Consider the following 26,652-nt stretch of genomic DNA (forward strand, 5'->3'; position numbering starts at 1 on the left):
ATCGCTATCTCTTTGATCTAGAATGCTCTCAGTCATGAAAAAAGTGAGTGTGAAAACGAGTGTAAACGATTCCACTATTTTATCCCATGTCACACTTTTCGCGTCTCTGTTATGCTATGGTTATTACATACCATAAGCCCAATGGAGCGAAATATGCGAGTTCTGGTAACAGGTGGTAGCGGTTACATAGGTAGTCATACCTGCGTGCAACTGCTGCAAAACGGCCATGACGTCATCATTCTCGACAACCTGTGCAACAGTAAGCGCAGCGTGCTGCCTGTGATTGAACGTCTTGGCGGTAAACAACCGACTTTTGTGGAAGGCGACATCCGCAACGAAGCGCTGATGACCGAGATCCTTCACGACCACGCCATAGAAGCGGTGATCCACTTCGCGGGTCTGAAAGCGGTCGGTGAATCCGTTGCGAAGCCGCTCGAGTATTACGACAACAACGTCAACGGCACTCTGCGTCTCATCTCCGCCATGCGCGCGGCGAACGTCAAAAACTTCATCTTTAGCTCCTCCGCCACCGTCTACGGCGATCAACCGAAAATTCCTTACGTTGAAAGCTTCCCGACCGGTACCCCGCAAAGCCCGTACGGCAAAAGCAAGCTGATGGTGGAGCAGATCCTGACCGACCTGCAAAAAGCCCAGCCGGAGTGGAGCATCGCGCTGCTGCGCTACTTCAACCCGGTCGGCGCGCATCCGTCTGGCGATATGGGTGAAGATCCCCAGGGCATCCCAAACAACCTGATGCCGTATATCGCCCAGGTTGCCGTTGGCCGTCGCGACTCGCTGGCGATTTTTGGCAATGACTATCCGACCGAAGACGGCACCGGCGTGCGCGACTACATCCACGTAATGGATCTGGCCGACGGTCACGTTGCGGCCATGCAGCAGCTGGCTGACAAACCGGGTGTGCATATTTACAACCTCGGCGCCGGAGTCGGCAGCAGCGTGCTGGACGTGGTTAACGCCTTCAGCAAAGCCTGCGGCAAGCCGGTGAACTACCACTTCGCACCGCGTCGCGAGGGCGATCTGCCTGCTTACTGGGCCGATGCCACCAAAGCCGACAAAGAGCTTAACTGGCGTGTGACGCGCACGCTTGATGAAATGGCACAGGATACCTGGCACTGGCAGTCACGCCACCCGCAAGGCTATCCGGACTAAGGATCCGTCATGACGCAATTTAATCCCGTCGATCATCCGCATCGTCGTTTTAACCCGTTGAGCGGGCAATGGATTTTAGTTTCTCCGCATCGCGCTAAGCGCCCCTGGCAAGGGGCGCAGGAGACGCCTGCAAAACAGACCCTGCCGCAGCACGACCCGGACTGCTTCCTCTGTCCAGGCAACACGCGCGTTACCGGGGATAAAAACCCGGACTACAAAGGCACCTTCGTGTTCACAAACGATTTTGCCGCCCTGATGACCGACACGCCGGACGCGCCTGAAAGCCACGATCCGCTGATGCGCTGCGAAAGCGCGCGCGGAACCAGCCGCGTGATCTGCTTCTCGCCCGATCACAGCAAGACGCTGCCGGAGCTGAGCGTGGACGCGCTGAAAGAGGTCGTCAGCACCTGGCAGGCGCAAACCGCAGAGCTGGGGCAGAGCTATCCGTGGGTGCAGGTGTTCGAAAACAAAGGCGCGGCCATGGGCTGCTCGAACCCCCATCCGCACGGCCAGGTCTGGGCGAACAGCTTCCTGCCTAACGAAGCCGAGCGTGAAGACCGTCTGCAGAAAGCGTATTACGCGGAAAACGGCTCGCCGATGCTGGTGGACTACGCGCAGCGTGAACAGGCCGACGGCAGCCGTACCGTGGTGGAAACCGAACACTGGCTGGCCGTCGTGCCTTACTGGGCCGCGTGGCCGTTTGAGACGCTGCTGCTGCCGAAAGCACATGTTCTGCGTATAACCGATCTCAGCGACGCGCAGCGCGACGACCTTGCCCTGGCGCTGAAAAAGCTGACCAGCCGTTACGACAATCTGTTCCAGTGCTCCTTCCCGTACTCCATGGGCTGGCACGGCGCGCCGTTCAACGGGGAAGAGAATCAGCACTGGCAATTGCATGCCCATTTCTATCCGCCGCTGCTGCGCTCTGCGACGGTACGTAAATTTATGGTGGGCTACGAAATGCTGGCAGAAACCCAGCGTGACCTGACGGCGGAACAGGCGGCAGAACGTCTGCGTGCCGTTAGCGACGTCCACTATCGCGAATCAGGAGTCTAAAAAATGAGTCTGAAAGATAAAACACAATCCCTGTTTGCTGAGAAATTTGGCTACCCTGCCACCCACGTTATCCAGGCGCCAGGCCGCGTTAACCTGATCGGTGAACACACCGACTATAACGATGGTTTCGTGCTGCCGTGCGCCATCGATTACCAGACCGTTATCAGCTGTGCGAAACGCGACGACCGTAAAGTCCGCGTGATTGCGGCTGATTACGGTAATGAGACGGACGAATTTTCCCTCGATGCCCCAATTGTGACACACGACAGCCAGCAGTGGTCTAACTACGTGCGCGGCGTCGTGAAACACCTTCAGAAGCGTAACAAGAACTTCGGCGGTGCGGATTTAGTCATCAGCGGCAACGTGCCGCAGGGTGCGGGCTTAAGCTCCTCTGCGTCTCTGGAAGTTGCCGTCGGCACCGTATTCCAGCAGCTTTATCATCTGCCGCTGGATGGCGCGCAAATCGCCCTGAATGGTCAGGAAGCAGAAAACCAGTTCGTGGGCTGTAACTGCGGCATTATGGACCAGCTGATCTCCGCGCTCGGGAAAAAAGAGCATGCCCTGTTAATTGATTGCCGTTCGCTGGGAACCAAAGCCGTTCCCCTGCCAAAAGGCGCGGCCGTGGTGATCGTTAACAGCAACTTTAAGCGCACGCTGGTGGGCAGCGAATACAACACCCGCCGCCAACAGTGTGAAACCGGCGCCCGTTTCTTCCAGCAGCCAGCCCTGCGCGACGTGACGCTCAATGAATTTAACAAAGTGGCGCACGAGCTGGATCCGGTTGTCGCCAAACGCGTTCGTCACGTGCTGACGGAAAATGCCCGTACGGTTGAAGCCGCGTCCGCGCTGGCGAAAGGTGACCTGAAACGCATGGGTGAGCTGATGGCGGAATCGCATGCCTCCATGCGCGATGATTTTGAAATCACCGTTCCGCAGATCGACACCCTGGTGGAAATCATCAAAGCGACCATTGGCGACAAAGGCGGCGTGCGCATGACGGGCGGCGGTTTTGGCGGCTGTATCGTTGCGCTGGTGCCAGAAGAGTTGGTCCCTGCCATACAGGATGCCGTGGCGAAGCAGTACGAAGCAAAAACAGGCATCAAAGAAACCTTCTATGTTTGTAAAGCATCACAAGGAGCCGGACAGTGCTAAACGAAACACCTACACTCGCACCGGATGGTCTGCCGTATCGCCTGTTAACCCTGCGCAACAGCTCTGGGATGGTCGTTACGCTGATGGACTGGGGTGCTACCCTTCTTTCTGCCCGCGTACCGATGCCGGACGGCAGCGTGCGCGAGACCCTGCTCGGCTGCGCCTCACCCGAGCAGTATGTCAATCAGTCCGCCTATCTGGGCGCGTCCGTTGGGCGCTATGCTAACCGCATCGCGAAGAGCCGTTTTGAACTCAACGGCGAGCAGTACACCCTGCTTCCTAGCCAGGGTGAGAACCAGCTGCACGGCGGGCCGGACGGGTTTGATAAACGCCGCTGGAAGATTGTTCGTCAAAACGACGGTGAAGTGCTGTTCTCACTGGATTCGCCTGATGGCGATCAGGGCTTCCCGGGGAACCTTACCGCGTCCGCGCGCTTTACGCTGACCGATGACAACCGTATCGCCATTGAATACCGCGCGAAGGTCGACAGGCCGTGTCCGGTCAACCTGACCAATCACGCGTACTTTAATCTGGATGGTAGCCAGTGCGACGTGCGTGAGCACAAGCTGCAGCTCCTGGCGGATGCGTATCTGCCGGTTGACGAGATGGGCATTCCATATCAGGGCCTTAAAGACGTGAGCGGCACCAGCTTTGACTTCCGCAGCGCGAAAACCATCGCCCGGGATTTCCTGAGCGATGACGATCAGCGTAAGGTGAAAGGCTACGATCACGCTTTCCTGCTGCAGGCCAAAGGTGATGTGAAGCAGCCTGCCGCGCAAGTCTGGTCTGCGGATGACAAGCTGCAGATGACGGTTTATACCACTGCCCCTGCCCTGCAGTTTTACTCAGGCAACTACCTCGGCGGCACGACGGCGCGCGAACACGATGAGTACAGCGACTGGCAAGGCCTGGCGCTGGAGAGCGAGTTCCTGCCGGACAGCCCGAACCATCCGGAATGGCCGCAGCCAGGCTGCGTGCTGCACCCGGGTGAAGAGTACGTGAGCGTGACGGAATACCATTTTATTCCACATTAATATTCAGCCCTCCCTCCGGAGGGCTTTTTTCTGCACGCCTTGCTGAAAATAGCGCCGATCGCAGACAAAATCATAACCCTGGATTCACAAGCATCTTACACTCAGAGACTATTTTCGCTATGGTTAGGGTTAAGCGTTGCTGCTGGCACGGCCACGGCAATATAATGAGAATTGTTATCATTCTAAAAATGCTTGAGGAGTAAGAGATGGCTATTACTAAGCTGGTCCTGGTGCGTCACGGCGAAAGCCAGTGGAACAACGAAAACCGCTTTACCGGTTGGTACGACGTTGATCTGTCCGAGAAAGGCGTAAGCGAAGCAAAAGCAGCAGGTAAACTGCTGAAGGAAGAAGGCTTCAGCTTTGATTTTGCTTACACCTCTGTGCTGAAACGTGCCATCCACACCCTGTGGAACGTGCTGGACGAACTGGATCAGGCCTGGCTGCCGGTTGAGAAGTCCTGGAAATTGAACGAACGTCACTACGGTGCGCTGCAGGGCCTGAACAAAGCGGAAACCGCTGAGAAATATGGCGACGAGCAGGTTAAACAGTGGCGTCGCGGCTTCGCAATCACCCCGCCAGAGCTGACCAAAGATGACGAGCGCTACCCGGGACACGACCCGCGTTACGCGAAGCTGACCGACGCTGAGCTGCCAACCACCGAGAGCCTGGCGCTGACCATCGACCGCGTTGTGCCTTACTGGAACGAAACCATTCTGCCACGCCTGAAAAGCGGCGAGCGCGTGATCATCGCGGCTCACGGTAACTCTCTGCGTGCGCTGGTGAAATACCTGGACAACATGGGTGAAGACGAAATCCTCGAACTGAACATCCCAACCGGCGTACCGCTGGTGTATGAATTCGACGAAAACTTCAAGCCAATCAAACACTACTATCTGGGTAACGCAGAAGAGATCGCGGCGAAAGCAGCGGCTGTTGCGAACCAGGGTAAAGCGAAGTAATTTTCGCCAGACATAAAAAAAGCGCGGAACCGTCCGCGCTTTTTTATTTGAGCCGTCAGAATTAACCGCGACGCGCTTTCACCGCATTAGCCAGCTGGCGCAGGATGGCGTCGGTATCGTCCCAGCCGATACAGGCATCGGTCACGCTTTTGCCGTACACCAACGGCTCGCTGCCTTCCAGGTTCTGGTTACCTTCAACCAGATGGCTTTCGATCATCACCCCAATCACCGCCTTCTCACCGCCGGCAATCTGCTGGCAGACGTCTGCTCCCACTTCCATCTGCTTTTTAAACTGCTTGCTGGAGTTGGCATGGCTGAAATCGATCATCACCTGCGGCGGCAGTCCGGCTTTTTCCAGCCCGACTTTCACTTCTGCCACGTGTTTCGCGCTGTAGTTCGGCTCTTTACCGCCGCGCAGAATGATGTGGCAGTCACCGTTCCCGCTGGTGTTAACGATGGCGGAGTGACCCCATTTTGTCACGGACAGGAAGCAGTGCGGCGCACCAGCGGCGTTGATGGCATCAATAGCCACCTTTATGGTGCCGTCAGTGCCATTTTTGAAACCCACCGGGCAAGAAAGACCGGACGCCAGCTCGCGGTGGACCTGAGATTCAGTCGTGCGCGCACCAATTGCGCCCCAGCTCATCAGGTCTGCAAGGTATTGTGGCGTAATCATGTCCAGGAATTCACCGGCCGCAGGCAGGCCGCTGTCGTTGATCTCAAGCAGCAGCTTGCGCGCAATGCGCAGGCCGTCGTTGATCTGGAAGCTGTTATCCATGTGCGGATCGTTAATCAATCCTTTCCAGCCAACGGTGGTGCGCGGTTTTTCAAAATAGACGCGCATGACGATTTCCAGCTCATCCTTTAGCTCTTCACGGAGGGTGAGCAGACGGGCGGCGTATTCTTTCGCGGCTGCAGGATCGTGAATGGAGCACGGACCAATCACCACCAGAAGACGATCGTCATTACCTTTCAGGATCTTATGGATCGCTTTACGAGCATGAGAAACCGTGTTTGCGGCATTTTCAGTGGCGGGGAATTTCTCAAGGAGCGCTACAGGAGGTAATAACTCATTGATCTCTTTAATGCGTAAATCGTCGTTCTGATAATTCATCTTCGTTCCAGCTCTGCCATATCTTTAGTAATGAAAGCAATCCTTTCAATCTATCTTGTCGACCAGGAAGTGTAAACACGGTTTTACACTTCACGCAGATAATTCCTGGAATTCGCCTAAAAATCGCCACAAAATAGCGAAAAACGAGATCTAACCTAAGCTTTTTAACTGTAACAACCAATTTTTACACGCTTAAACGCGATTCCCTACTGACGTAAGTCCGTAAGGCGGGATCTTTCGCCTCTGAAAAAGATGCACTGTTGGAGAATGTTATCCAGCGTAACGACAAGAACAGGAGCACCATGATGAAAATGACAAAACTGGCAACTCTCTTCCTGACCGCTACACTCACTCTGGCCAGCGGCAGCGTCCTGGCTGCGGAAACGGGCACCTCAGACAGCAACGGTGACGCCAATGCGGCTGCGGCAGCAGGTCAGCCTGCGCCTGATGCGAAACAGAATATCGCCCCGAATAATGTCGACAACAGCCAGATCAATACCGGCAACACCAACACCGGCGGCACCATGCTGCATCCAGACGGTAGCGGTTCCGGCACTATGAACCATGACAATATGAGTTCAGATGAAGTCCATAAGAACTCAATGTGCAAGGACGGCAAATGCCCGGACCCTAACGACAAAATGGGTAACGACGCCAATACCAAAACCGATGGTACTACCCAGTAATTTGTTATGAACCGTCAGAAAAAGGAGAGCTCAGGCTCTCCTTTCTTTTTGGAGTAACCTATTAAAAACGCTACACTAAAAACAATAACACATCAGGAAAGCAGACATGGCGCACTCCCATTCACACTCGCACTCATCCGGCAACGACAACGCTAAACGACTGATGCTGGCCTTTGGCGTCACGGCAACGTTTATGGTTATTGAGGTCATTGGCGGCCTGATTTCCGGCTCTCTGGCGCTTCTGGCTGATGCCGGACACATGCTGACCGATGCAGCCGCCCTGCTCTTCGCCCTGATGGCCGTGCAGTTTGCGCGTCGTCCTCCAAATGCGCGCCATACCTTCGGCTGGCTGAGACTGACCACACTGGCCGCGTTTGTTAACGCTATTGCGCTGGTGGTCATTACCATTCTTATCGTCTGGGAGGCAATACAGCGCTTCAGACACCCGCAGCCGATCGCCGGGGCAACCATGATGGTGATTGCCGTAGCAGGGCTGCTGGCGAATATTCTGGCCTTCTGGATTTTGCACCGCGGCAGCGGGGAGAAGAACCTGAACGTACGCGCTGCGGCTCTGCATGTTATGGGTGATTTGCTCGGCTCAGTCGGGGCGATTGTCGCCGCGCTGCTGATCCTCTACACCGGCTGGACGCCTGTCGATCCGATTCTGTCCGTTCTTGTGTCGTGTCTGGTCTTGCGCAGCGCCTGGCGGCTGCTGAAGGAGAGCGTGAATGAACTGCTTGAAGGGGCGCCAGCTTCCATGGATATCGACGAGCTGAAGCGCAACCTGCGCCGTTCAGTCCCGGAAGTACGCAACGTTCATCATGTTCACGTCTGGCTGGTGGGAGAGAAACCGGTCATGACGCTGCACGTCCAGGTGATCCCCCCTCACGACCACGATGCGCTGCTCGATCGCATCCAGCACTTCCTGGAACATCACTACGACATTAGCCATGCCACCGTTCAGATGGAGTATCAGCCCTGTAGCGGACCGGACTGCCACCTTAACGAGGCGCAGTCCGGCCATTCACATCATCATGACCACTAGCCGGAAAGCGCGTGAGAGCCTCGCTCGCGCGCGCTGTTAATCCACATCCGGCTGCCGTTCAGCGCGATGAAGGTCAGCAGCAGATATTCCAGCGACATCGCATAGACGCCCTGCAGGGCGAAGATCGCCACGCTGATCACGTTGATGATGACCCACAACAGCCAGTTCTCAACGTATTTACGGGTCATCAGAATCATCGCCGCAATCGACAGCACCATCATGCAGGAATCCCAAAACGGGAAGGCATCCGGCTGGAGTTCAGGCATCGTCACGTTCAGGCCGATGCCGGACATGGCCGAAACGGCAACGCGGGTCAGGAACGCAAAAACCGGGTTGATGTAAACGGTCATTAAGCCAATGGCCACCACGCAGGCGACGAACCAGGCGATGGCTTTCGGCAGGGGCAGCCAGCGGATCTGCAGCTCGGCCTCCTGCTGGCTGTTCTGACGCGACCAGGCATACCAGCCGTAAATATTGGCGGCAAAGAAGAACAGCTGCAAAAGCAGGCTGGCGTACAGCTGGATCTGGAAGAAGATAATCGCAAACAGCGTGACGTTAATCAGCCCGAACGCGTAGTTGCTGATCTTCTCCAGGCTTGCCAGCCAGATACAGAGTAATCCCGCCAGCGTGCCAACGGCCTCGATCCATGACAGGTCATAGCCACCTGCACCAATCGGTATATGAACCAGAATGTTATGTGTGCTAAAAAAATCCATCTTTTCCCCGGGGCGTTTTGAATTAAGTACGTAGTGTAGCCGCAAAATCCAGCATGCGGTTAAGCGGAATTAACGCGCCTTCACGCAGGGCGGCATCCACATGGATTTCATGCGCCGCACCACCGGTTTCTAACCCCTCGGCAATCGCTTTCAGGCCGTTCATCGCCATCCACGGGCAATGTGCACAGCTGCGACATGTTGCGCCCTCGCCTGCCGTTGGCGCTTCAAGAAGCTCTTTCTCCGGTACGGCCTGCTGCATCTTGTAAAAGATACCGCGATCGGTCGCCACGATAAGCTGCTTGTGAGGCAACGTTCTGGCAGCGTTGATAAGCTGGCTGGTTGAACCCACGGCATCCGCCATGTCGACAATCGACTGCGGAGATTCAGGGTGAACAAGAATGGCTGCGTCAGGATAAAGCGCCTTCATGCGGGCCAGCGCCTGAGTCTTGAACTCGTCATGAACGATACAGGCGCCCTGCCAGCAGAGAACGTCAGCTCCCGTCTGCTTCTGGACATAATTGCCGAGATGGCGATCGGGCGCCCAGATAATTTTCTCGCCCAAGCTATCCAGATGTTCAATCAGTTCAACGGCGATGCTCGATGTGACCACCCAGTCTGCACGCGCTTTTACGGCCGCAGAGGTGTTAGCGTAGACCACCACGGTCCGGTCAGGATGGGCATCACAGAAGGCCGTGAATTCGTCAATCGGGCAGCCGAGATCCAGTGAACACTCCGCGTTAAGCGTGGGCATCAGAATGGTTTTTTCCGGGCTCAGGATCTTTGCCGTTTCGCCCATAAAACGCACGCCGGCAACCAGCAGCGTGGAAGCGGGATGTCGTGCACCGAAGCGCGCCATCTCCAGTGAGTCAGAAATGCAGCCCCCGGTCTCTTCAGCCAGCTGCTGTATTTCCGGGTCGGTGTAGTAATGGGCCACCATTACTGCATCGCGCTCTTTGAGAAGACGTTTGATCTTCTCGCGGTAGAACTGCTTTTCGTCCTGGCTCAGCGGGACAGGCTTTGGCGGAAACGGATAGATTGCGGCTTCAGGATCAAACATCACACTCATTATGGCTTCTCGTTTTACTGGCTTAACAATATTGCCTTTCATTTGCCTGACATAGCAAAACGCGTGGCAATTGTGTTTTGTATACTAAACAAGATAGCGAATCTGGAGTGAAAAGTCACCGGAAATAGGTGCGGATAGCATTTGTCGGGTGGCGGCTTCGCCTTACCTGACCAACAAAACAGACAGATAGCAAAAAGGCGCCTTTAGGGCGCCTTTCTACACTGGTGGGTCGTGCAGGATTCGAACCTGCGACCAATTGATTAAAAGTCAACTGCTCTACCAACTGAGCTAACGACCCGAGTGGTGGGTGATGACGGGCTCGAACCGCCGACCCCCTCCGTGTAAAGGAGATGCTCTACCAACTGAGCTAATCACCCACTCTGTACTGCCGGAACTGCGTTAAGTGGTGGGTCGTGCAGGATTCGAACCTGCGACCAATTGATTAAAAGTCAACTGCTCTACCAACTGAGCTAACGACCCACTTTTATGCTGTTTTCACGTTGTTTGATATCCCGTGGCAACGGCGGCATATATTACTGATTTAAGAATTCTGCGCAACAAAAATTTCGATGAAGATCACTTAACTGCTTAGTAATCATGCTGCACGACCAGAAATAACGCGATTTCTGGTCATGCGATAATCATCCCATCGAATTCAGACGTTTTTGCGCCTGCTTAGCACCTTCGGTGCCCGGGAATTTAGAGACCACCTGCTGATAAACCGCTTTGGCTTTCGCAGTGTCGCCTTTGTCCTGCATGATGACGCCCACTTTGTACATCGCATCAGGCGCTTTTGGCGATTTCGGGTAGTTTTTTACCACGGAGGCAAAATAAAACGCCGCATCGTCCTTTTTACCCTTGTTGTAATTCAACTGACCGAGCCAGTAATTGGCATTTGGCTGATAAGTGGAATCAGGGTATTTCTTAACAAAGTTCTGAAACGCAGTAATCGCGTCATCCTGACGAGATTGATCCTGCACCAGGGCAATAGCCGCATTGTAGTCAGTATTCGCGTCACCGCTCTGTACAGGCGCGCCTGTTGAGGCTGAAGCATCAGCAGATGGCGCTGGCGCAGACGTCGCAGCACCGCTCTGATCGCCTGCGGCTGGCTGTGCTGCTGCACCACCGCTGCTCAGGCTATCTATCTGCAACAAGATTTGCTTCTGACGTTCCACAACCTGGTTAAGCTGATACTGGCTTTCCTGAATCTGACCGCGGAGAGAGTCAATATCATTCTGGTTATCGGAAAGTTGTTGCTGGAGTTGGGTTAAAAGCTGGCTATGAGCGTTAGAAATACGCTCGAGTTGAGTGACCCGGTCTTCTACCGAGCCTGAGCCGACACTACTGATTGGTGCCTGAGCAAAAGCGGCCCAGGGGGCCGCTATTCCAACCAGTAACGACAGACTCAACAGATGATGTCTGAAGTTACTGCTCATGCAATTCTCTTAGTAAACCAGTACGGCACGACGGTTTTTGGAGTAAGCCGCTTCGTCGTGACCCAGTACTGCAGGTTTTTCTTTACCGTAAGAAACGATGGAGATCTGATCAGCAGAAACGCCTTTACCCTGCAGGTACATTTTAACAGCGTTAGCACGACGTTCACCCAGGGAGATGTTGTACTCTGGGGTACCACGTTCGTCCGCGTGACCTTCTACGGTGACTTTGTAAGATGGGTTGCTACGCAGGAAGTTAGCGTGCGCATCCAGCATCGCAGCGAAGTCAGAACGGATGTCGTATTTATCCAGATCGAAGTAAACGATGTTGTTCTGCTGCAGCTGCTGCATCTGAAGACGCGCTTGCTCTTCAGAAGACATGTTGCCATTGCCGTTCGCGTCCATACCGGTGCCGGCACCCATCATGCCTTCGCCGCTCTGGTCATTGCTGGCGTTCTTGTTAGAAGAACACGCTGCGATTGCCATTACAGGCAGAGCGATCATCAGCCCCTTCAGCACTTTGTTCAGTTGCATTTCTATGATTCCTTTAGTAATCAATTAATTATTATTTACAGATACGGCGACCAGGCAGGTGATTTTACCTGTCCATCAGTTGCCGGAATACGCGCTTTGAAACGCCCATCTGTAGAAACCAGATTCAGCACAGATCCCATCCCCTGAGAAGAGCTGTAGATTACCATCGTGCCGTTAGGTGCCAGACTTGGCGTTTCATCCAGGAACGTTGACGACAGAACTTGAACGCCACCCGCTACCAGATCTTGTTTGGCAATGTGCTGCTGCCCACCGTTGGAGCTCACCATTACCATAAATTTACCGTCGCTGCTCACGTCTGAGTTCTGGTTCTGCGAACCTTCCCAGGTAATACGCTGCGGAGCACCGCCGTTGATGTTGACTTTGTAGATTTGTGGACGGCCGGCCTGGTCAGAAGTAAACGCCAGGTTTTGGCTGTCCGGGAACCATGAAGGTTCAGTGTTGTTGCTGCGACCGTCGGTAACCTGACGGATCTGACCAGAGCCAATATCCATCACGTACAGGTTCAGGCTACCGGTTTTTGACAGCGCAAAGGCCAGTTTAGAGCCGTCCGGAGAGAACGAAGGCGCACCGTTGTGACGTGGGAACGACGCTACCTGACGAACAGCACCGTTTGCCAGCGTCTGGATAACCAGCGCTGAGCGGCCGCTTTCGAAGGTTACATAGGCCAGTTTAGAACCGTCCGGAGACCAGGCTGGAGACATCAGCGGCTGTGAAGAACGTTTCACCAGGAACTGGTTGTAGCCGTCGTAGTCAGATACGCGCAGTTCGTACGGGAACTGACCACCGTTGGTCTGCACCACGTACGCGATACGGGTACGGAACGCACCTTTAATGCCGGTCAGTTTTTCAAATACCGCATCGCTGGCAGCATGTGCAGCATAGCGCAGGTATTGCTTAGTGACCTTGTAAGAGTTCTGTGCCAGAACGGTACCCGGTGCACCGCCGGTATCCACCAGCTGCCAGGCAACGTTGTAAGAGCCGTCCGGGTTAGGCGTAACCTGACCCACAACCACGGCATCAATACCCAGCGCAGACCATGCTGCAGGCTGTACTTCCTGCGCGCTACCCGGCTGCTGAGGCAGACGAGAACGATCTAACGGGTTGAATTTACCGCTGTTACGCAGGTCAGCCGCCACGATGCCACCGGCATCTTCAGGCGCAGCGCCAGGACCTGCCCACTGGAACGGAACAACACCGATTGGGCGCGCCGAGTCCACCCCCTGGGTGATCTCGATACGTACTTCTGCGTGCAGTACTGCTGCCCACAGCATTAAAAAACTAAATGCTACACGTAATGCCTGCTTCATCATATCTCCCTTATCCGGGTAACCTTACCCACGATAATTTAGCAGAATGTTAACAAACTCAAATAGACAAAACTACCAGAACCCTGTGACTAAACCTGGTCTATTTTTCCCCGTTTGCACGGGGAAAATGTAACTTAAGGTTTGAAGTCCAGCGGCGCATTTTTGAAGACTTCGTAAACAGCCTGAGATGGCGGTTTAGGCATCTTCGCCTGACGCGCTGCAGCCAGGGCCGCAGTACATAAAGCCGGGTCGCCACCTTCAGACTTGATATCCAGCAGCATGCCGTCCGGAGCCAGTTTTATACGCAACGTACACGTTTTACCGGTATAGGAAGACGCATCATAGAATCGGCTTTCAATAGCGGATTTAATCTGCGCGGCATAACCGTTGATTTCAGCCCCTGTCGCACCGTTACTCTTAGTGTTACCACTTCCCGTCGGCGCTGCGTTGTTTCCTTTCGCCCCACCGCCCGTTTTCGGTGCATTCTTACCTGAGCTCAAATCGCCCAGCAGATCGTCAACCCCTGCGGCGGCAGCGGCTTTTTCAGCGGCGGCAGCCTTTTTAGCTGCCGCTTTTTCAGCAGCAGCTTTCTTATCGGCAGCGGCCTTCTCAGCTGCAGCTTTTTTGTCCGCAGCGGCTTTTTCGGCGGCTGCAGCTTTTTCCGCCGCGGCTTTTTCTGCAGCCGCTTTCTCAGCAGCAGCCGCTTTCTTCGCAGCCTCGGCAGCAGCTTTCTTCTCTGCTTCCTGAGCGGCTTTCTTCGCGGCTTCCGCTTCGGCTTTCTTCTGAGCATCGGCAGCGGCTTTCTTCGCGGCTTCCGCTTCAGCTTTCTTCTGGGCATCAGCAGCGGCTTTCTTCGCGGCTTCCGCTTCAGCTTTCTTCTGAGCATCAGCAGCGGCTTTCTTCGCCGCTTCTGCCGCTAATTTTGCCTGGGCATCAGCCTGTGCTTTCGCGTCCGCTGCGGCTTTAGCTGCCGCCTCTTCCGCCTGCTTTTGCTGTTCCTGTGCTTTCTTCGCGGCCTCTTCGGCTTGTTTCTGCTGCTCTGCCTGCGCTTTCGCGGCTTCCTGCGCCTGCAAACGTTCCTTCTCAAGCTGCTTCAGACGCTCCTGCTCTGCGGCCTGCTTTTCACGCAGTTCTTCCGCCTGCTGTTGCGCCTGTTTTTCACGCTGCTCTTCAGCCCGTTTGGCACTCGCCTTCTGCTGTTGTTCGCGATTATAGTTCTGTACTACCGCACCGGGATCCACCATCACGGCGTCAATGGAAGACCCTCCACCGCCGCCGGCTGATGCATCAATATGCTCGTCGAACGAACTCCAGATCAGCGCTGCAAAGAGAATCACGTGCAGCACTGCGGAGACGATTATCGCTCGCTTAAGCTTGTCGTTCTGTTCGGTTGCCTTTGACACTATCGGTTCCCAAAAACTACGCGGATGATCAAATTGGTTGGGTCATTAAGCCAACTGACTTAACACCCGCACTATGTAGCAAGTTCAGCGCTTTAATAATTTCATCGTAGGGTACGTCTTTTGCGCCACCGATTAAGAAGACCGTTTTCGGATTTGACTCCAGACGACGCTGCGCTTCAGCAATAACCTGCTCAGGCGGCAGCTGATCCATACGATCTTTCTCTACTACGACGCTGTATTGCCCTACGCCGGAAACCTCAATGATAACCGGAGGATCGTCATTGGTGCTCACCGCCTGTGATTCTGTCGCATCCGGCAGATCCACTTCCACGCTCTGGGTAATGATTGGCGCTGTTGCCATGAAGATCAGCAGCAGTACCAGCAGGACATCAAGCAGTGGAACGATATTGATTTCGGACTTGAGCTCGCGACGACCTCGTCCACGCGATCTGGCCATGGTTTACCCCTTGTTGCTCTCGGTGCTGGTAAACGCCTGACGGTGCAGAATCGCAGTGAACTCTTCCATAAAGTTGTCGTAGTTCAGTTCCAGTTTGTTCACGCGCTGGTTCAGACGGTTGTAAGCCATAACCGCAGGAATTGCCGCAAACAGACCGATAGCGGTCGCAATCAGTGCTTCAGCGATACCCGGTGCAACCATCTGCAACGTCGCCTGCTTCACCGCGCCCAGCGCGATAAAGGCGTGCATGATCCCCCACACGGTACCAAACAGACCGATATACGGGCTGATGGAGCCGACAGTGCCGAGGAAAGGAATGTGCGTTTCAAGGTTTTCCAGTTCACGGTTCATAGAGATACGCATCGCACGCGAGGCACCTTCCACCACCGCTTCCGGCGCATGATTGTTTGCACGATGCAGACGAGCAAACTCTTTGAAACCGCTGTAGAAAATTTGCTCGGAGCCGGTCAGGTTTTCACGGCGTCCCTGGCTCTCCTGGTACAGACGAGAAAGCTCAATACCCGACCAGAACTTATCTTCAAACGCTTCAGCTTCACGGCCGGCGGCATTGAGGATACGCGTTCTCTGGATGATGATGGCCCAGGATGCGATTGAAAAACCAATCAAAATCAACATGATAAGTTTAACCAGAAGGCTTGCCTTCAGGAACAAATCAAGGATATTCATGTCAGTCACTGCTTAAACTCCGCGACAATAGACTTAGGAAGCGCACGAGGCTTCATTATGGTTGGATCAACACAAACAATCAGTACTTCAGCTGAGTTCAGTACGGTATTCTCTGCGTTGACTATCCGCTGCGTGAAAACCAGTGAGGTCCCACGCATTGATGTAATTTCAGTTTGGACTTCGAGCATATCGTCGAGTCTGGCAGGCGCAAAATACTCAAGCGTCATCTTGCGTACCACGAAGGCAACTCGCTCAGCCAACAGAACCTGTTGACTAAAGTGATGATGGCGCAGCATCTCTGTGCGTGCCCGTTCATAAAAAGCAACGTAGCTGGCGTGGTAAACCACACCACCGGCATCGGTATCTTCGTAATAGACACGAACCGGCCATCGAAACAGCGTTGTATTCACTTTACATCCCGGTAATGCAACAAAAGTTAGAGCTTTTAAACTTCGCTACTATACGCGCGGGAAAGAGGGTTGGGAATGGGGGAAAGTAAACGGAGAGTAAATTTTTATGGGCTCGGTTAAGCCCATAACGTTAACGGACATTTCTTATTCAGAAGAAGAAGAAAATCAAACCGGCGAGAAGCACCAGATCGGCAATCAGCGGGCAGAAAATTCCCTGCCAGTGAACGGCTTTCGGACGAAAGCCCACGCCGTGGATCACACCTGCGCACACCGCCCACATAATAAGGAAGCCGTGCCAGATTTCAAGCTCGCTGGTTTTCGCTGCAAAGCGCGAAGGGTCCCAGAAGATACAGCCTGCCAGCAGTAATGCCATCACTAAAGAAAGCGCCCGTAACGGGCGCTTATCCATTACCGCGTAAAGTTTCGCGATAATATTCATCAGTGTTTTTCTTCACCCGCTTTGGTCGCTTCAACGTGTTCAAGCGCCAGGGCAGTGATGACACCAAATGCACAGGCAAGAAGCGTCCCTAAAATCCATGCGAAATACCACATATTCAGCTCCTTACTTAGTACATAGAGTGGGTGTTGCTTTCGATATGTTCTTTAGTGATACGACCGAACATTTTCCAGTAACACCAGATGGTGTAAGCCAGAACAATCGGAACGAACACACAAGCAACATATGTCATCAGGTTCAGCGTCATATGGCTGGACGTTGCATCCCACATGGTCAGGCTAGCATTCAGCATGGTGCTGGATGGCATGACGAACGGGAACATCGCAATACCCGCCGTCAGGATGATGCATGCCAGAGTCAGTGAAGAGAACACGAACGCCAGCGCACCTTTTTCCAGACGAGACGTCAACATGGTCAGCAGCGGCAGCAGCACGCCCAGCGCCGGGATCGCCCACAGCACAGGGGTATTGTTGAAGTTCACAAGCCAAGCGCCAGCCTGACGAGCCACCTCTTTGGTCAGCGGGTTAGACGGTGCGGTGTGGTTAATGGCAGACGTCACCACGTAGCCATCAATGCCGTACACCACCCACACACCGGCCAGCGCGAAGCAGACCAGCGTAACCAGCGCAGCAACCTGAGCCGTCGCGCGGGAGCGCAGATGCAGCTCGCCTACAGTACGCATCTGCAGGTAGGTTGCGCCCTGAGTGATGATCATCGCCACGCTCACTACGCCGGCCAGCAGACCAAACGGATTCAGCAGCTGGAAGAAGTTACCGGTGTAGTAAAGACGCATGTATTCGTCCAGGTGGAACGGTACGCCCTGCAGCAGGTTACCAAACGCCACGCCGATCACCAGCGGTGGAACGAAGCTACCGATAAAGATGCCCCAGTCCCACATGTTGCGCCAGCGGGTATCTTCAATCTTCGAACGGTAGTCGAAACCGACCGGACGGAAGAATAAAGAGGCCAGCACCAGAATCATCGCCACATAGAAACCGGAGAACGCAGCCGCGTAGACCATCGGCCAGGCAGCGAACAGCGCGCCGCCTGCGGTGATCAGCCACACCTGGTTACCGTCCCAGTGCGGAGCGATGGAGTTGATCATGATTCGACGCTCGGTGTCATTACGACCGAGGAAACGGGTGAGCATCCCCACCCCCATGTCGAAACCATCCGTGACGGCGAAACCGATCAGCAGAACGCCGACCAGCAGCCACCAGATAAAACGCAATACTTCATAATCGATCATTTGATGACTCCTGTCTTAGCGTGCCGGCTGAGTAGTCGCAGTGGACTGCTCGTAGTGATAGCGACCGGTTTTCAGGCTGCTTGGGCCAAGGCGCGCGAACTTGAACATCAGGAACAGTTCAGCCACCAGGAACAGGGTGTACAGACCACAAATCAGCAGCATGGAGAAGATCAGGTCGCCTGCGGTCAGGGACGAGTTCGCCACCGCCGTTGGCAGGACCTCACCGATCGCCCATGGCTGACGGCCATACTCCGCAACAAACCAGCCGGACTCAATTGCGATCCACGGCAGTGGAATACCGTAAAGCGCGGTGCGCAGCAGCCATTTTTTCTCGCCGATGCGGTTGCGAATCACAGACCAGAAGGACGCCGCAATGATCAGCAGCATGATGATGCCGCAGCCCACCATGATACGGAATGCGAAGTACAGAGGCGCAACGCGTGGAATCGAGTCTTTGGTTGCCATCTGGATCTGCGCTTCCGTCGCATCAGAAACGTTCGGGGTATAACGCTTCAGCAGCAGGCCATAACCCAGATCTTTCTTCACGTCGTTAAACTGGTCGCGGACGGTCTGGTCTGTAGAGCCAGCACGCAGCTGTTCCAGCAGCGAGTAGGCTTTCATACCGTTACGAATACGCTCTTCGTGCTGAACCATCAGCTCTTTCAGACCCGTCACCTGCTTATCAACAGAACGAGTGGCAATGATACCCAGCGCGTAAGGAATCTGAATGGCAAAGCGGTTTTCCTGCGCGTCCTGATCGGGAATACCGAACAGCGTAAAGGCAGCAGGCGCCGGCTGGGTTTCCCATTCGGCTTCGATGGCGGCCAGTTTGGTTTTTTGCACGTCACCCATTTCGTAACCGGATTCATCACCCAGAACGATAACAGAGAGGATGGCAGCCATACCGAAGCTTGCAGCGATAGCAAAGGAGCGCTTAGCAAACGCGAAGTCACGACCACGCAGCATATAGTAAGAACTGATGCCCAGCACAAACATCGCGCCGCACACGTAGCCAGAAGCGACGGTGTGAACGAATTTAACCTGAGCAACCGGGTTCAGGACCAGCTCGGCAAAGCTGACCATCTCCATACGCATGGTTTCGAAGTTGAAATCAGACGCGATAGGGTTCTGCATCCAGCCGTTCGCAACCAGGATCCACAGCGCGGACAGGTTCGAACCTAATGCCACAAGCCAGGTCACCGCCATATGCTGGACTTTACCCAGACGGTCCCAACCGAAGAAGAACAGACCTACAAAGGTGGATTCGAGGAAGAATGCCATCAGACCTTCAATGGCCAGCGGCGCACCGAAGATATCCCCTACATAGTGGGAATAGTAAGACCAGTTAGTCCCGAACTGGAACTCCATGGTCAAACCGGTTGCCACGCCCAGTGCGAAGTTGATACCAAACAACTTGCCCCAGAACTTGGTCATATCTTTATAAATCTGTTTGCCGGAGAGAACGTATACCGTTTCCATAATGGCCAGCAGGAACGCCATACCGAGCGTCAGTGGCACAAACAGGAAGTGGTACATCGCGGTCAAGGCAAACTGTAAGCGCGACAGTTCGACTATATCTAACATCATGACTCCTTGCTCATCGCATGAAGACTCCGAGAGTGGACCCCGTCAGAAAGAGATCCACACGCATGCCCCAATACAAATTATTCGCATCCTTGTCGTCGTTATTACCCTGAGGGAGGATAAAAACGATGACGTGAGGTTACAAATACGTTAATAAAAAACTCAAATTGATCCCGCAAATATAATACGCTGCAAAACCCTTACAATAAACAGGTTTTTATTGAATCACATTTACGTTTTTCGACGGCGATCAATTTATAGCAAAATTACCACTTTTCGGCCATTTTGATCGGGAACAATTTAGCGCTTTTCAGCGCCTTTTTCCAAGGATTAAACATTGATTTAAATCAAAAACAATTCTTAATGTTAATTGTGTTTTGATGTGGTGAACATGGTAAAAACCATGTTAAAGATATGTATATGAAATACAATTAAAGTTATCGAATCGACGGATGAATATAAACAGAAGTGATTTTTATTAACTCAGTTACGCTTAATGACTGATTTATTCAGGACATAAATTTTAGTGCGTTTTTTGTTTTTTTCCATCTGCTCTCTTAAAGGTAAATAAATAACAATTATTTTACTTTTACATCCTCTCTAATTAACACCCAATTGTGACTATTGCATGACGCCCGGCAGGCAATAAAAAAGGCCGCTTTACAGCGGCCAACCATGTCGAAACGGACATTTTTATACTGCAACGCCCCCCTTTCGGGGAGCAGAGAGGACTTACTTAATGATGGATTTCAGTGCTTCGCCGATATCCGCCAGGCTGCGAACGGTTTTCACGCCTGCGGCTTCCAGCGCTGCGAATTTCTCATCAGCCGTACCCTTACCACCGGCGATGATCGCGCCTGCGTGACCCATACGCTTGCCTTTCGGCGCAGTCACACCCGCGATGTAGCCCACAACTGGCTTGGTCACGTGTTCTTTGATGTAAGCAGCCGCTTCTTCTTCCGCGCTACCACCGATCTCACCGATCATCACGATCGCTTCGGTCTGTGGATCTTCCTGGAACAGCTTCAGGATGTCGATGAAGTTAGAGCCCGGGATCGGGTCACCGCCGATGCCCACGCAGGTGGACTGGCCGAAACCGTAGTCGGTGGTCTGCTTAACCGCTTCATAGGTCAGGGTACCGGAACGGGACACGATGCCCACTTTACCCGGTTTGTGAATGTGGCCCGGCATGATGCCGATTTTGCATTCGCCCGGGGTGATAACGCCTGGGCAGTTCGGGCCAATCATACGCACGCCAGCTTCATCCAGCTTCACCTTCACGGTCAGCATATCCAGCGTCGGGATGCCTTCGGTGATGGTGATGATCAGTTTGATGCCTGCGTCGATCGCTTCCAGAATAGAGTCTTTGCAGAACGGTGCCGGAACGTAGATCACGGTCGCGGTGGCGCCCGTCGCTTCTACGGCTTCACGCACGGTATTGAACACCGGCAGGCCCAGGTGGGTGGTGCCGCCTTTACCTGGCGTAACACCGCCAACCATCTGCGTACCGTAGGCAATTGCCTGTTCGGAGTGGAAAGTCCCCTGGCTACCGGTGAAGCCCTGGCAGATAACCTTGGTATCTTTATTAATTAAAACTGACATTATTTCCCCTCCACTGCGGCAACAACCTGCTGAGCTGCATCCGTCAGACTTTTCGCTGCAATAATATTCAGGCCGCTGTCAGCCAGTTTTTTCGCGCCGAGTTCAGCGTTGTTACCTTCCAGACGCACAACCACCGGAACGTTAACACCCACTTCTTCTACCGCACCGATGATACCGTCGGCGATCAGGTCGCAACGGACGATACCGCCGAAGATGTTAACCAGAACGGCCTTCACGTTGTCGTCAGAGAGAATGATTTTGAACGCTTCGGTTACGCGCTCTTTGGTTGCGCCACCGCCCACGTCGAGGAAGTTTGCTGGCTCACCGCCGTGCAGCTTAACGATGTCCATGGTGCCCATTGCCAGGCCCGCACCGTTAACCATGCAGCCGATGTTGCCGTCCAGCGCCACGTAGTTCAGTTCCCACTGCGCAGCCTGTGCTTCACGCGGGTCTTCCTGAGACTGGTCGCGCATTTCGCGCAGATCCGGCTGGCGGAACAGCGCGTTGCCGTCAGCGCCCAGCTTGCCGTCGAGGCAGATCAAATCGCCCTGGGTGGTGATCACCAGTGGGTTGATCTCGATCAGCGCCAGATCGCGCTCCAGGAAGATAGTTGCCAGACCCATGAAGATCTTGGTGAACTGCTGAACCAGTTTACCTTCCAGGCCCAGCTTGAACGCCAGCTCGCGACCCTGGTAAGGCATTGGGCCTGCCAGCGGATCGATAGCCACTTTGTGGATCAGGTGCGGGGTTTCTTCCGCCACTTTTTCGATTTCCACGCCGCCTTCGGTAGACGCCATGAACACCACGCGACGGGAGCTACGGTCAACAACCGCGCCCAGATAAAGTTCTTTCGCGATATCGGTCGCCGCTTCCACCAGGATCTGGTTAACCGGCTGGCCGTTCGCATCTGTCTGGTACGTTACCAGACGCTTGCCGAGCCAATGTTCAGCAAACGCACGAATCTCTTCTTTGCTCTTAACAACCTTCACACCGCCCGCTTTACCACGGCCACCAGCGTGAACCTGACACTTAACTACCCAAGGGCCGGAACCGATTTTAGATGCGGCTTCTTCTGCTTCACGCGGGGTAGTACAGGCATAACCCACCGGAGCCGGTAAGCCATACCGGGCAAACAGCTGTTTGGCCTGATATTCATGTAAGTTCATGTGTTCTATCCATCCTTCAGGTAATCGTTAGGTCGTGCTTTTATTGGCCCGGCAGCCATACGCCGCCGGGCAAGACTGCAAAACTAGACGTCCAGCAGCAGACGGGTTGGATCTTCCAGCAGCTCTTTAATCGCAACCAGGAAGCCCACGGACTCGCGGCCGTCGATCAGGCGGTGATCGTAAGAGAGCGCCAGGTACATCATTGGCAGGATCTCAACTTTACCGTCTACCGCCATAGGGCGATCTTTGATGGCATGCATACCCAGGATCGCGCTCTGCGGCGGGTTAATGATCGGGGTAGACATCAGCGAGCCGAATACGCCGCCGTTGGTAATGGTGAAGTTACCGCCGGTCAGGTCATCTACGGTCAGCTTGCCGTCGCGGCCTTTCACGGCCAGCTCTTTAATGTTTTTCTCGATGTCAGCCATACCCAGGGTATCCACATCACGCAGAACCGGCGTTACCAGGCCGCGTGGAGTAGAAACCGCCATGCTGACGTCGAAATAGTTGTGGTAAACCACGTCATCGCCATCGATGGACGCGTTCACTTCCGGATAGCGTTTCAGCGCTTCAACCACCGCCTTCACGTAGAAGGACATAAAGCCCAGACGGATACCGTGACGTTTTTCAAACGCGTCACCGTACTGCTTGCGCAGGTCCATGATTGGCTTCATGTTCACTTCGTTGAAGGTGGTCAGCATCGCGGTAGAGTTTTTCGCTTCCAGCAGACGCTCGGCAACGCGCTTACGCAGGCGGGTCATCGGCACGCGTTTTTCGCTGCGGGCACCCAGCGCAGGCTGAGCTGCTGGCGCCGCCGCAGGAGCTTTCGCTTCGGCCTGAGCAGGCGCTTTCGCCAGATGCTTGTCGATGTCTTCACGGGTCAGACGACCGCCAACGCCGGTGCCTTTAATGGCTGCCGGGTCGAGGCTGTGTTCCGCCAGCAGGCGACGGATCGCCGGGCTGAGGGCATCGTTAGACTGTTCTTCCAGAGAAGCCTGCTGGCGCTGAGCCGGCGTAGAGGCTTTCTCTTCAGATTTTGCGCTGGACTCTTTGCCCGCGCTGTTGCCTTCACGCAGGCGACCCAGGATCTGACGAGACGTGACGGTAGTACCTTCATCTTCCAGCACCGCGTCCAGAACGCCATCCGCCGAAGCCGGTACTTCCAGTACCACTTTGTCAGTTTCGATTTCTACCAGCACTTCATCGCGCTTAACGGCATCGCCTGGTTTTTTGTGCCAGGTAGCGACGGTCGCATCTGCTACGGATTCAGGCAGGTCGGGAACAAGAATATCTACGCTACTCATTATGTATCCTTTAATTAATCGACGTTCAGCGCGTCATTGACCAGATCTTGTTGCTGCTTCTGGTGAACGGACATATACCCTACCGCCGGAGAGGCGGAGGCCGGGCGACCTGCATAGCGCAGGGCTGACCCAAATGGAATCACTTCACGGAAATGATGCTGGCTGCAGTACCATGCGCCCTGGTTAAGCGGCTCTTCCTGGCACCAGACAAAATCATGAACGTGAGCGTACGGTTTCAGCGCTTCCTGCACCGCCTGGTGCGGGAACGGATAAAGCTGTTCGATACGCACGATGGCGACATCTTTCTGATCGTTCTTACGGCGCTGTTCCAGCAGGTCGTAATAAACCTTACCAGAACACATCACCACACGCTTCACGGCCTGCGGATCCAGCTCGTCAATTTCACCGATGGCCGGCAGGAAGGTGCCATTTGCCAGTTCATCCAGGCTCGACACCGCCAGCGGGTGACGCAGCAGGGACTTCGGCGACATCACCACCAGCGGACGACGCATACCGCGCAGCGCCTGACGACGCAGCATGTGGTACACCTGAGCCGGAGTAGACGGTACACAGACCTGCATGTTCTGCTCGGCGCAGAGCTGCAGATAACGTTCCAGACGCGCGGAAGAGTGCTCCGGACCCTGACCTTCATAACCGTGCGGCAGCAGCATTACCAGGCCACACATACGGCCCCACTTCTGCTCGCCGGAGGAGATGAACTGGTCGATAACCACCTGCGCACCGTTAGCGAAGTCACCGAACTGCGCTTCCCAGATGGTCAGGGTTCGTGGTTCAGCGGTGGCATAACCGTATTCGAAGGCCAGAACCGCTTCTTCAGACAGCACGGAGTCCCAGACCTTGAACTGGCCCTGACCGTTGTGCACGTGCTGCAGCGGGGTGTAGGTTGAACCGTTGGACTGGTTGTGAACAACCGCGTGACGGTGGAAGAAGGTTCCACGGCCCGCATCTTCACCGGACAGACGAACAGGAATGCCTTCGTCAACCAGCGTTGCGTAGGCCAGCGTTTCCGCACCGCCCCAGTCGAAGAGCTTCTCGCCTGCCGCCATGGACTGACGGTCAGCATAAATTTTCGCCACGCGCGACTGCATCTCGATAGCGTCCGGCACGGTGCTGATGCGTTTAGCCAGCTCCTGCAGGCGCTTCATCTCAACCTTATTCGGGTAGCTCTCATCCCACTCGTGGTTGAGGTATGGCGACCAGGTAAAGGAGTGCATGTTCATCGGACGCAGTTCTTTCACTACGCATTCGCCCGCATCCAGCGCGTCGCGGTAGAGGTTGACCATTTCGGTCGCATCTTCCAGCGTCGCCACTTTGTCGCCTTCCAGCTTGTCAGCATAGATTTTGCGCGGAGTCGGGTGTTTTTTGATTTTCTGATACATCAGCGGCTGGGTTGCACTTGGCTCATCCGCTTCGTTGTGGCCGTGACGGCGGTAGCAGAAGAGGTCAATGAACACATCGCGTTTGAAGGTATTACGGAAGTCCAGCGCCAGACGGGTAACGAAAGCCACGGCTTCCGGGTCATCCGCGTTAACGTGGAAGATCGGCGCCTGCACCATCTTACCGATGTCGGTGCAGTACGGGGTAGAACGCGCGTCCAGCGGGTTAGAGGTGGTGAAGCCCACCTGGTTGTTGATCACGATGCGAACGGTACCGCCCACTTCATAACCACGCGCTTTCGACATGTTCAGGGTTTCCTGAACCACGCCCTGCCCTGTTACCGCCGCATCGCCGTGGATGGTGATTGGCAGTACTTTGTTGCTGCTCGGCTCGTCCAGACGATCCAGACGCGCGCGCACGGAACCGATAACCACCGGGCTGACGATTTCCAGGTGTGACGGGTTAAACGCCAGCGCCAGGTGAACCAGACCGCCTTCGGTTTCGATATCAGACGAGAAGCCCATGTGGTACTTCACGTCGCCGGTGCCGAGGTGTTCTTTATGTTTGCCCGCGAATTCGTCGAACAGGTCCTGCGGTTTTTTACCCAGCACGTTGACCAGCACGTTCAGACGACCACGGTGCGCCATGCCCAGCACCACTTCACGGGTGCCGCTCTTGCCTGCATGACGAATCAGCTCTTTCAGCATCGGCACCAGGGCGTCACCGCCTTCCAGCGAGAAGCGTTTTGCGCCCGGGAACTTCGCGCCCAGATAGCGCTCAAGGCCTTCCGCTGCGGTCAGTTCGCTGAGGAAGCGTTTTTTCTCGTCAGCCGAGAAGGTCGCTTGGCCCGCTACGGATTCGATGCGCTGCTGGATCCAGCGCTTCTCTTCGGTAGAGGTAATGTGCATGTATTCCGCGCCGATGGAGCCGCAGTAGGTTTGCTTGAGCGCGTCAATCAGATCGCCCAGCTTCATCGTGTCTTTGCCGATGGCAAAGGAACCTACGTTAAAGCTTTCCTGGAAATCGGCCTCGGTCAGATCGTGATACGCCGGATCGAGATCGGCCACACGGTCTTGTTTCCACAGTCCCAGCGGATCGAGATTCGCATGCTGGTGACCACGGAAGCGATAAGCGTTGATAAGCTGCAGGACTTTAACCTGCTTCGCATTGGTGTCAGGGTCGGAAATCGCAGAAGAGTAACGTGAGGCATCCTTCGCCAGACGACGGAAATAATCACGTGTTTTGGAATGGAATTGATCCGGTTTGACCCCTGTACCAGGCAACTGCTGGAACATGGAACGCCAGTTTGCGTCCACTGAGCCAGGATCGGTTAAGAAGTCTTCATAGAGCTGTTCTATCCAGCTCTGGTTGGCACCAGAGAGGTAAGAAGAGTCCAGCCAGGCTTTCATTGCGCCGTTCTGCATCGTGATCCCTTAAGCATTTTTATGCTTACTTTCGCCGTAGAAACTACCACGCACACCACGTGTACGTGCCGGGGTTCACCTGCGAGCTCTTTGTGGCCCGCGAAGGAACCTTTAGAAACTGTCTAGACTTCAGGGCAGTTTTTAAAGGTTTCTGCAATCTATCCCCTCTCCCTGTGGGAGAGGGTTAAGGTGAGGGGAACAGCGCTCCCCTCTCACTA

The 26,652-nt window shown here is 54.6% G+C and carries 25 protein-coding genes and 3 tRNA genes; 7 read left to right on the forward strand and 21 right to left on the reverse strand.

The window, feature by feature from the left end; genetic code table 11:
* The first annotated feature begins 153 nt into the window (after positions 1-153).
* The 5 genes from galE to gpmA all read left to right on the forward strand — a co-directional run bounded on the left by galE (position 154) and on the right by gpmA (position 5,371).
* Positions 154-1,170, forward strand: a complete 1,017-nt coding sequence (gene galE, locus USH94_RS07595) for a UDP-glucose 4-epimerase GalE (protein WP_048026980.1) — start codon at positions 154-156, stop codon at positions 1,168-1,170.
* 9 nt (positions 1,171-1,179) lie between these two features.
* Positions 1,180-2,226: a galactose-1-phosphate uridylyltransferase gene (galT, locus tag USH94_RS07600; protein WP_111963799.1), complete on the forward strand. Its 1,047-nt coding sequence runs from the start codon at positions 1,180-1,182 to the stop codon at positions 2,224-2,226.
* Positions 2,227-2,229: 3 nt separating this feature from the next.
* Complete coding sequence (gene galK, locus USH94_RS07605; RefSeq protein WP_111963798.1) at positions 2,230-3,378, forward strand: galactokinase; 1,149 nt, start codon at positions 2,230-2,232, stop codon at positions 3,376-3,378.
* Positions 3,372-4,412, forward strand: coding sequence for a galactose-1-epimerase (galM, locus tag USH94_RS07610; protein WP_111963797.1), 1,041 nt, complete (start codon positions 3,372-3,374; stop codon positions 4,410-4,412). The genes galK and galM overlap by 7 nt, the downstream gene beginning before the upstream one ends.
* Before the next feature lie 206 nt (positions 4,413-4,618).
* Complete coding sequence (gene gpmA, locus USH94_RS07615; protein WP_023310804.1) at positions 4,619-5,371, forward strand: 2,3-diphosphoglycerate-dependent phosphoglycerate mutase; 753 nt, start codon at positions 4,619-4,621, stop codon at positions 5,369-5,371.
* Between the two features lie 61 nt (positions 5,372-5,432).
* Here the strand turns inward: gpmA and aroG are convergent, their stop codons facing one another.
* Positions 5,433-6,485: a 3-deoxy-7-phosphoheptulonate synthase AroG gene (gene aroG / locus USH94_RS07620; protein WP_008501110.1), complete on the reverse strand. Its 1,053-nt coding sequence runs from the start codon at positions 6,483-6,485 to the stop codon at positions 5,433-5,435.
* Positions 6,486-6,790: 305 nt separating this feature from the next.
* Here aroG and USH94_RS07625 point away from each other — a divergent pair, with 305 nt between their 5' ends.
* Together USH94_RS07625 and zitB are read left to right on the forward strand one after the other, a co-directional pair.
* Positions 6,791-7,171: a protein YbgS gene (locus USH94_RS07625; protein ID WP_111963796.1), complete on the forward strand. Its 381-nt coding sequence runs from the start codon at positions 6,791-6,793 to the stop codon at positions 7,169-7,171.
* 106 nt (positions 7,172-7,277) lie between these two features.
* Positions 7,278-8,216: a CDF family zinc transporter ZitB gene (gene zitB / locus USH94_RS07630; protein ID WP_111963795.1), complete on the forward strand. Its 939-nt coding sequence runs from the start codon at positions 7,278-7,280 to the stop codon at positions 8,214-8,216.
* Here the strand turns inward: zitB and pnuC are convergent.
* The 20 genes from pnuC to sucA all read right to left on the reverse strand — a co-directional run bounded on the left by pnuC (position 8,213) and on the right by sucA (position 26,434).
* Positions 8,213-8,932: a nicotinamide riboside transporter PnuC gene (pnuC, locus tag USH94_RS07635; RefSeq protein WP_111963794.1), complete on the reverse strand. Its 720-nt coding sequence runs from the start codon at positions 8,930-8,932 to the stop codon at positions 8,213-8,215. The two genes, zitB and pnuC, sit on opposite strands and share 4 nt — an antisense overlap.
* A gap of 22 nt (positions 8,933-8,954) precedes the next feature.
* Positions 8,955-9,998, reverse strand: a complete 1,044-nt coding sequence (gene nadA / locus USH94_RS07640) for a quinolinate synthase NadA (protein ID WP_008501105.1) — start codon at positions 9,996-9,998, stop codon at positions 8,955-8,957.
* 222 nt (positions 9,999-10,220) lie between these two features.
* Positions 10,221-10,296, reverse strand: a tRNA-Lys gene (locus USH94_RS07645).
* 3 nt (positions 10,297-10,299) lie between these two features.
* Positions 10,300-10,375 (reverse strand) — tRNA-Val (locus USH94_RS07650).
* Positions 10,376-10,402: 27 nt separating this feature from the next.
* A tRNA-Lys gene (locus tag USH94_RS07655) sits at positions 10,403-10,478 on the reverse strand.
* Positions 10,479-10,639: 161 nt separating this feature from the next.
* Positions 10,640-11,434, reverse strand: a complete 795-nt coding sequence (cpoB, locus tag USH94_RS07660) for a cell division protein CpoB (RefSeq protein ID WP_111964366.1) — start codon at positions 11,432-11,434, stop codon at positions 10,640-10,642.
* A gap of 9 nt (positions 11,435-11,443) precedes the next feature.
* Positions 11,444-11,965, reverse strand: a complete 522-nt coding sequence (gene pal / locus USH94_RS07665) for a peptidoglycan-associated lipoprotein Pal (protein ID WP_003858578.1) — start codon at positions 11,963-11,965, stop codon at positions 11,444-11,446.
* A 35-nt stretch (positions 11,966-12,000) separates the two neighbouring features.
* Positions 12,001-13,293, reverse strand: coding sequence for a Tol-Pal system beta propeller repeat protein TolB (tolB, locus tag USH94_RS07670; RefSeq protein WP_008501103.1), 1,293 nt, complete (start codon positions 13,291-13,293; stop codon positions 12,001-12,003).
* Positions 13,294-13,427: 134 nt separating this feature from the next.
* Positions 13,428-14,696: a cell envelope integrity protein TolA gene (tolA, locus tag USH94_RS07675; RefSeq protein WP_111964367.1), complete on the reverse strand. Its 1,269-nt coding sequence runs from the start codon at positions 14,694-14,696 to the stop codon at positions 13,428-13,430.
* 28 nt (positions 14,697-14,724) lie between these two features.
* Positions 14,725-15,153 (reverse strand): colicin uptake protein TolR, encoded by a 429-nt coding sequence (gene tolR / locus USH94_RS07680; protein ID WP_003858589.1) that lies wholly within the window; start codon positions 15,151-15,153, stop codon positions 14,725-14,727.
* 3 nt (positions 15,154-15,156) lie between these two features.
* On the reverse strand, positions 15,157-15,849 hold the full coding sequence (tolQ, locus tag USH94_RS07685) for a Tol-Pal system protein TolQ (protein ID WP_008501101.1): 693 nt from the start codon (positions 15,847-15,849) through the stop codon (positions 15,157-15,159).
* A complete protein-coding gene (ybgC, locus tag USH94_RS07690) occupies positions 15,846-16,250 on the reverse strand; it encodes a tol-pal system-associated acyl-CoA thioesterase (RefSeq protein ID WP_003858593.1) in 405 nt (134 codons plus the stop codon). The genes tolQ and ybgC overlap by 4 nt, the downstream gene beginning before the upstream one ends.
* A 148-nt stretch (positions 16,251-16,398) precedes the next feature.
* On the reverse strand, positions 16,399-16,689 hold the full coding sequence (gene ybgE / locus USH94_RS07695; RefSeq protein WP_008501100.1) for a cyd operon protein YbgE: 291 nt from the start codon (positions 16,687-16,689) through the stop codon (positions 16,399-16,401).
* Entirely contained in the window at positions 16,689-16,802 is a 114-nt protein-coding gene (gene cydX, locus USH94_RS07700) for a cytochrome bd-I oxidase subunit CydX (RefSeq protein ID WP_003858598.1), read from the reverse strand. Before cydX ends, ybgE begins: the two co-directional genes overlap by 1 nt.
* A 14-nt stretch (positions 16,803-16,816) precedes the next feature.
* Positions 16,817-17,956 (reverse strand): cytochrome d ubiquinol oxidase subunit II, encoded by a 1,140-nt coding sequence (gene cydB, locus USH94_RS07705; protein ID WP_023293006.1) that lies wholly within the window; start codon positions 17,954-17,956, stop codon positions 16,817-16,819.
* Between the two features lie 15 nt (positions 17,957-17,971).
* Positions 17,972-19,540: a cytochrome ubiquinol oxidase subunit I gene (gene cydA / locus USH94_RS07710; protein WP_032638923.1), complete on the reverse strand. Its 1,569-nt coding sequence runs from the start codon at positions 19,538-19,540 to the stop codon at positions 17,972-17,974.
* A gap of 732 nt (positions 19,541-20,272) precedes the next feature.
* A complete protein-coding gene (sucD, locus tag USH94_RS07715) occupies positions 20,273-21,142 on the reverse strand; it encodes a succinate--CoA ligase subunit alpha (RefSeq protein ID WP_008501094.1) in 870 nt (289 codons plus the stop codon).
* Entirely contained in the window at positions 21,142-22,308 is a 1,167-nt protein-coding gene (gene sucC / locus USH94_RS07720) for an ADP-forming succinate--CoA ligase subunit beta (RefSeq protein ID WP_006809579.1), read from the reverse strand. Before sucC ends, sucD begins: the two co-directional genes overlap by 1 nt.
* Before the next feature lie 83 nt (positions 22,309-22,391).
* Positions 22,392-23,612, reverse strand: a complete 1,221-nt coding sequence (odhB, locus tag USH94_RS07725) for a 2-oxoglutarate dehydrogenase complex dihydrolipoyllysine-residue succinyltransferase (protein WP_008501093.1) — start codon at positions 23,610-23,612, stop codon at positions 22,392-22,394.
* 14 nt (positions 23,613-23,626) lie between these two features.
* Positions 23,627-26,434 carry a 2-oxoglutarate dehydrogenase E1 component gene (sucA, locus tag USH94_RS07730; RefSeq protein ID WP_111964368.1) on the reverse strand — a complete coding sequence of 936 codons (2,808 nt, stop codon included), beginning with the start codon at positions 26,432-26,434 and terminating at the stop codon, positions 23,627-23,629.
* Between the last annotated feature and the right edge of the window lie 218 nt (positions 26,435-26,652).

Source organism: Enterobacter sp. 148H3 (assembly GCF_034107425.1).
Taxonomy (GTDB): Bacteria; Pseudomonadota; Gammaproteobacteria; order Enterobacterales; family Enterobacteriaceae; genus Enterobacter; species Enterobacter vonholyi.

Excerpts from the sequence above, each read along its gene's own strand:
- galK (WP_111963798.1), top strand. The coding sequence starts at position 2,230 with ATGAGTCTGAAAGATAAAACACAATCCCTGTTTGCTGAGAAATTTGGC.
- sucC (WP_006809579.1), bottom strand. The coding sequence starts at position 22,308 with ATGAACTTACATGAATATCAGGCCAAACAGCTGTTTGCCCGGTATGGC.
- cydA (WP_032638923.1), bottom strand. The coding sequence starts at position 19,540 with ATGTTAGATATAGTCGAACTGTCGCGCTTACAGTTTGCCTTGACCGCG.
- pal (WP_003858578.1), bottom strand. The coding sequence starts at position 11,965 with ATGCAACTGAACAAAGTGCTGAAGGGGCTGATGATCGCTCTGCCTGTA.
- sucD (WP_008501094.1), bottom strand. The coding sequence starts at position 21,142 with ATGTCAGTTTTAATTAATAAAGATACCAAGGTTATCTGCCAGGGCTTC.
- gpmA (WP_023310804.1), top strand. The coding sequence starts at position 4,619 with ATGGCTATTACTAAGCTGGTCCTGGTGCGTCACGGCGAAAGCCAGTGG.
- aroG (WP_008501110.1), bottom strand. The coding sequence starts at position 6,485 with ATGAATTATCAGAACGACGATTTACGCATTAAAGAGATCAATGAGTTA.
- ybgE (WP_008501100.1), bottom strand. The coding sequence starts at position 16,689 with ATGAATATTATCGCGAAACTTTACGCGGTAATGGATAAGCGCCCGTTA.
- cydX (WP_003858598.1), bottom strand. The coding sequence starts at position 16,802 with ATGTGGTATTTCGCATGGATTTTAGGGACGCTTCTTGCCTGTGCATTT.
- cydB (WP_023293006.1), bottom strand. The coding sequence starts at position 17,956 with ATGATCGATTATGAAGTATTGCGTTTTATCTGGTGGCTGCTGGTCGGC.
- sucA (WP_111964368.1), bottom strand. The coding sequence starts at position 26,434 with ATGCAGAACGGCGCAATGAAAGCCTGGCTGGACTCTTCTTACCTCTCT.
- galE (WP_048026980.1), top strand. The coding sequence starts at position 154 with ATGCGAGTTCTGGTAACAGGTGGTAGCGGTTACATAGGTAGTCATACC.
- odhB (WP_008501093.1), bottom strand. The coding sequence starts at position 23,612 with ATGAGTAGCGTAGATATTCTTGTTCCCGACCTGCCTGAATCCGTAGCA.
- tolR (WP_003858589.1), bottom strand. The coding sequence starts at position 15,153 with ATGGCCAGATCGCGTGGACGAGGTCGTCGCGAGCTCAAGTCCGAAATC.
- nadA (WP_008501105.1), bottom strand. The coding sequence starts at position 9,998 with ATGAGTGTGATGTTTGATCCTGAAGCCGCAATCTATCCGTTTCCGCCA.
- zitB (WP_111963795.1), top strand. The coding sequence starts at position 7,278 with ATGGCGCACTCCCATTCACACTCGCACTCATCCGGCAACGACAACGCT.
- tolB (WP_008501103.1), bottom strand. The coding sequence starts at position 13,293 with ATGAAGCAGGCATTACGTGTAGCATTTAGTTTTTTAATGCTGTGGGCA.
- cpoB (WP_111964366.1), bottom strand. The coding sequence starts at position 11,434 with ATGAGCAGTAACTTCAGACATCATCTGTTGAGTCTGTCGTTACTGGTT.
- galT (WP_111963799.1), top strand. The coding sequence starts at position 1,180 with ATGACGCAATTTAATCCCGTCGATCATCCGCATCGTCGTTTTAACCCG.
- USH94_RS07625 (WP_111963796.1), top strand. The coding sequence starts at position 6,791 with ATGAAAATGACAAAACTGGCAACTCTCTTCCTGACCGCTACACTCACT.
- pnuC (WP_111963794.1), bottom strand. The coding sequence starts at position 8,932 with ATGGATTTTTTTAGCACACATAACATTCTGGTTCATATACCGATTGGT.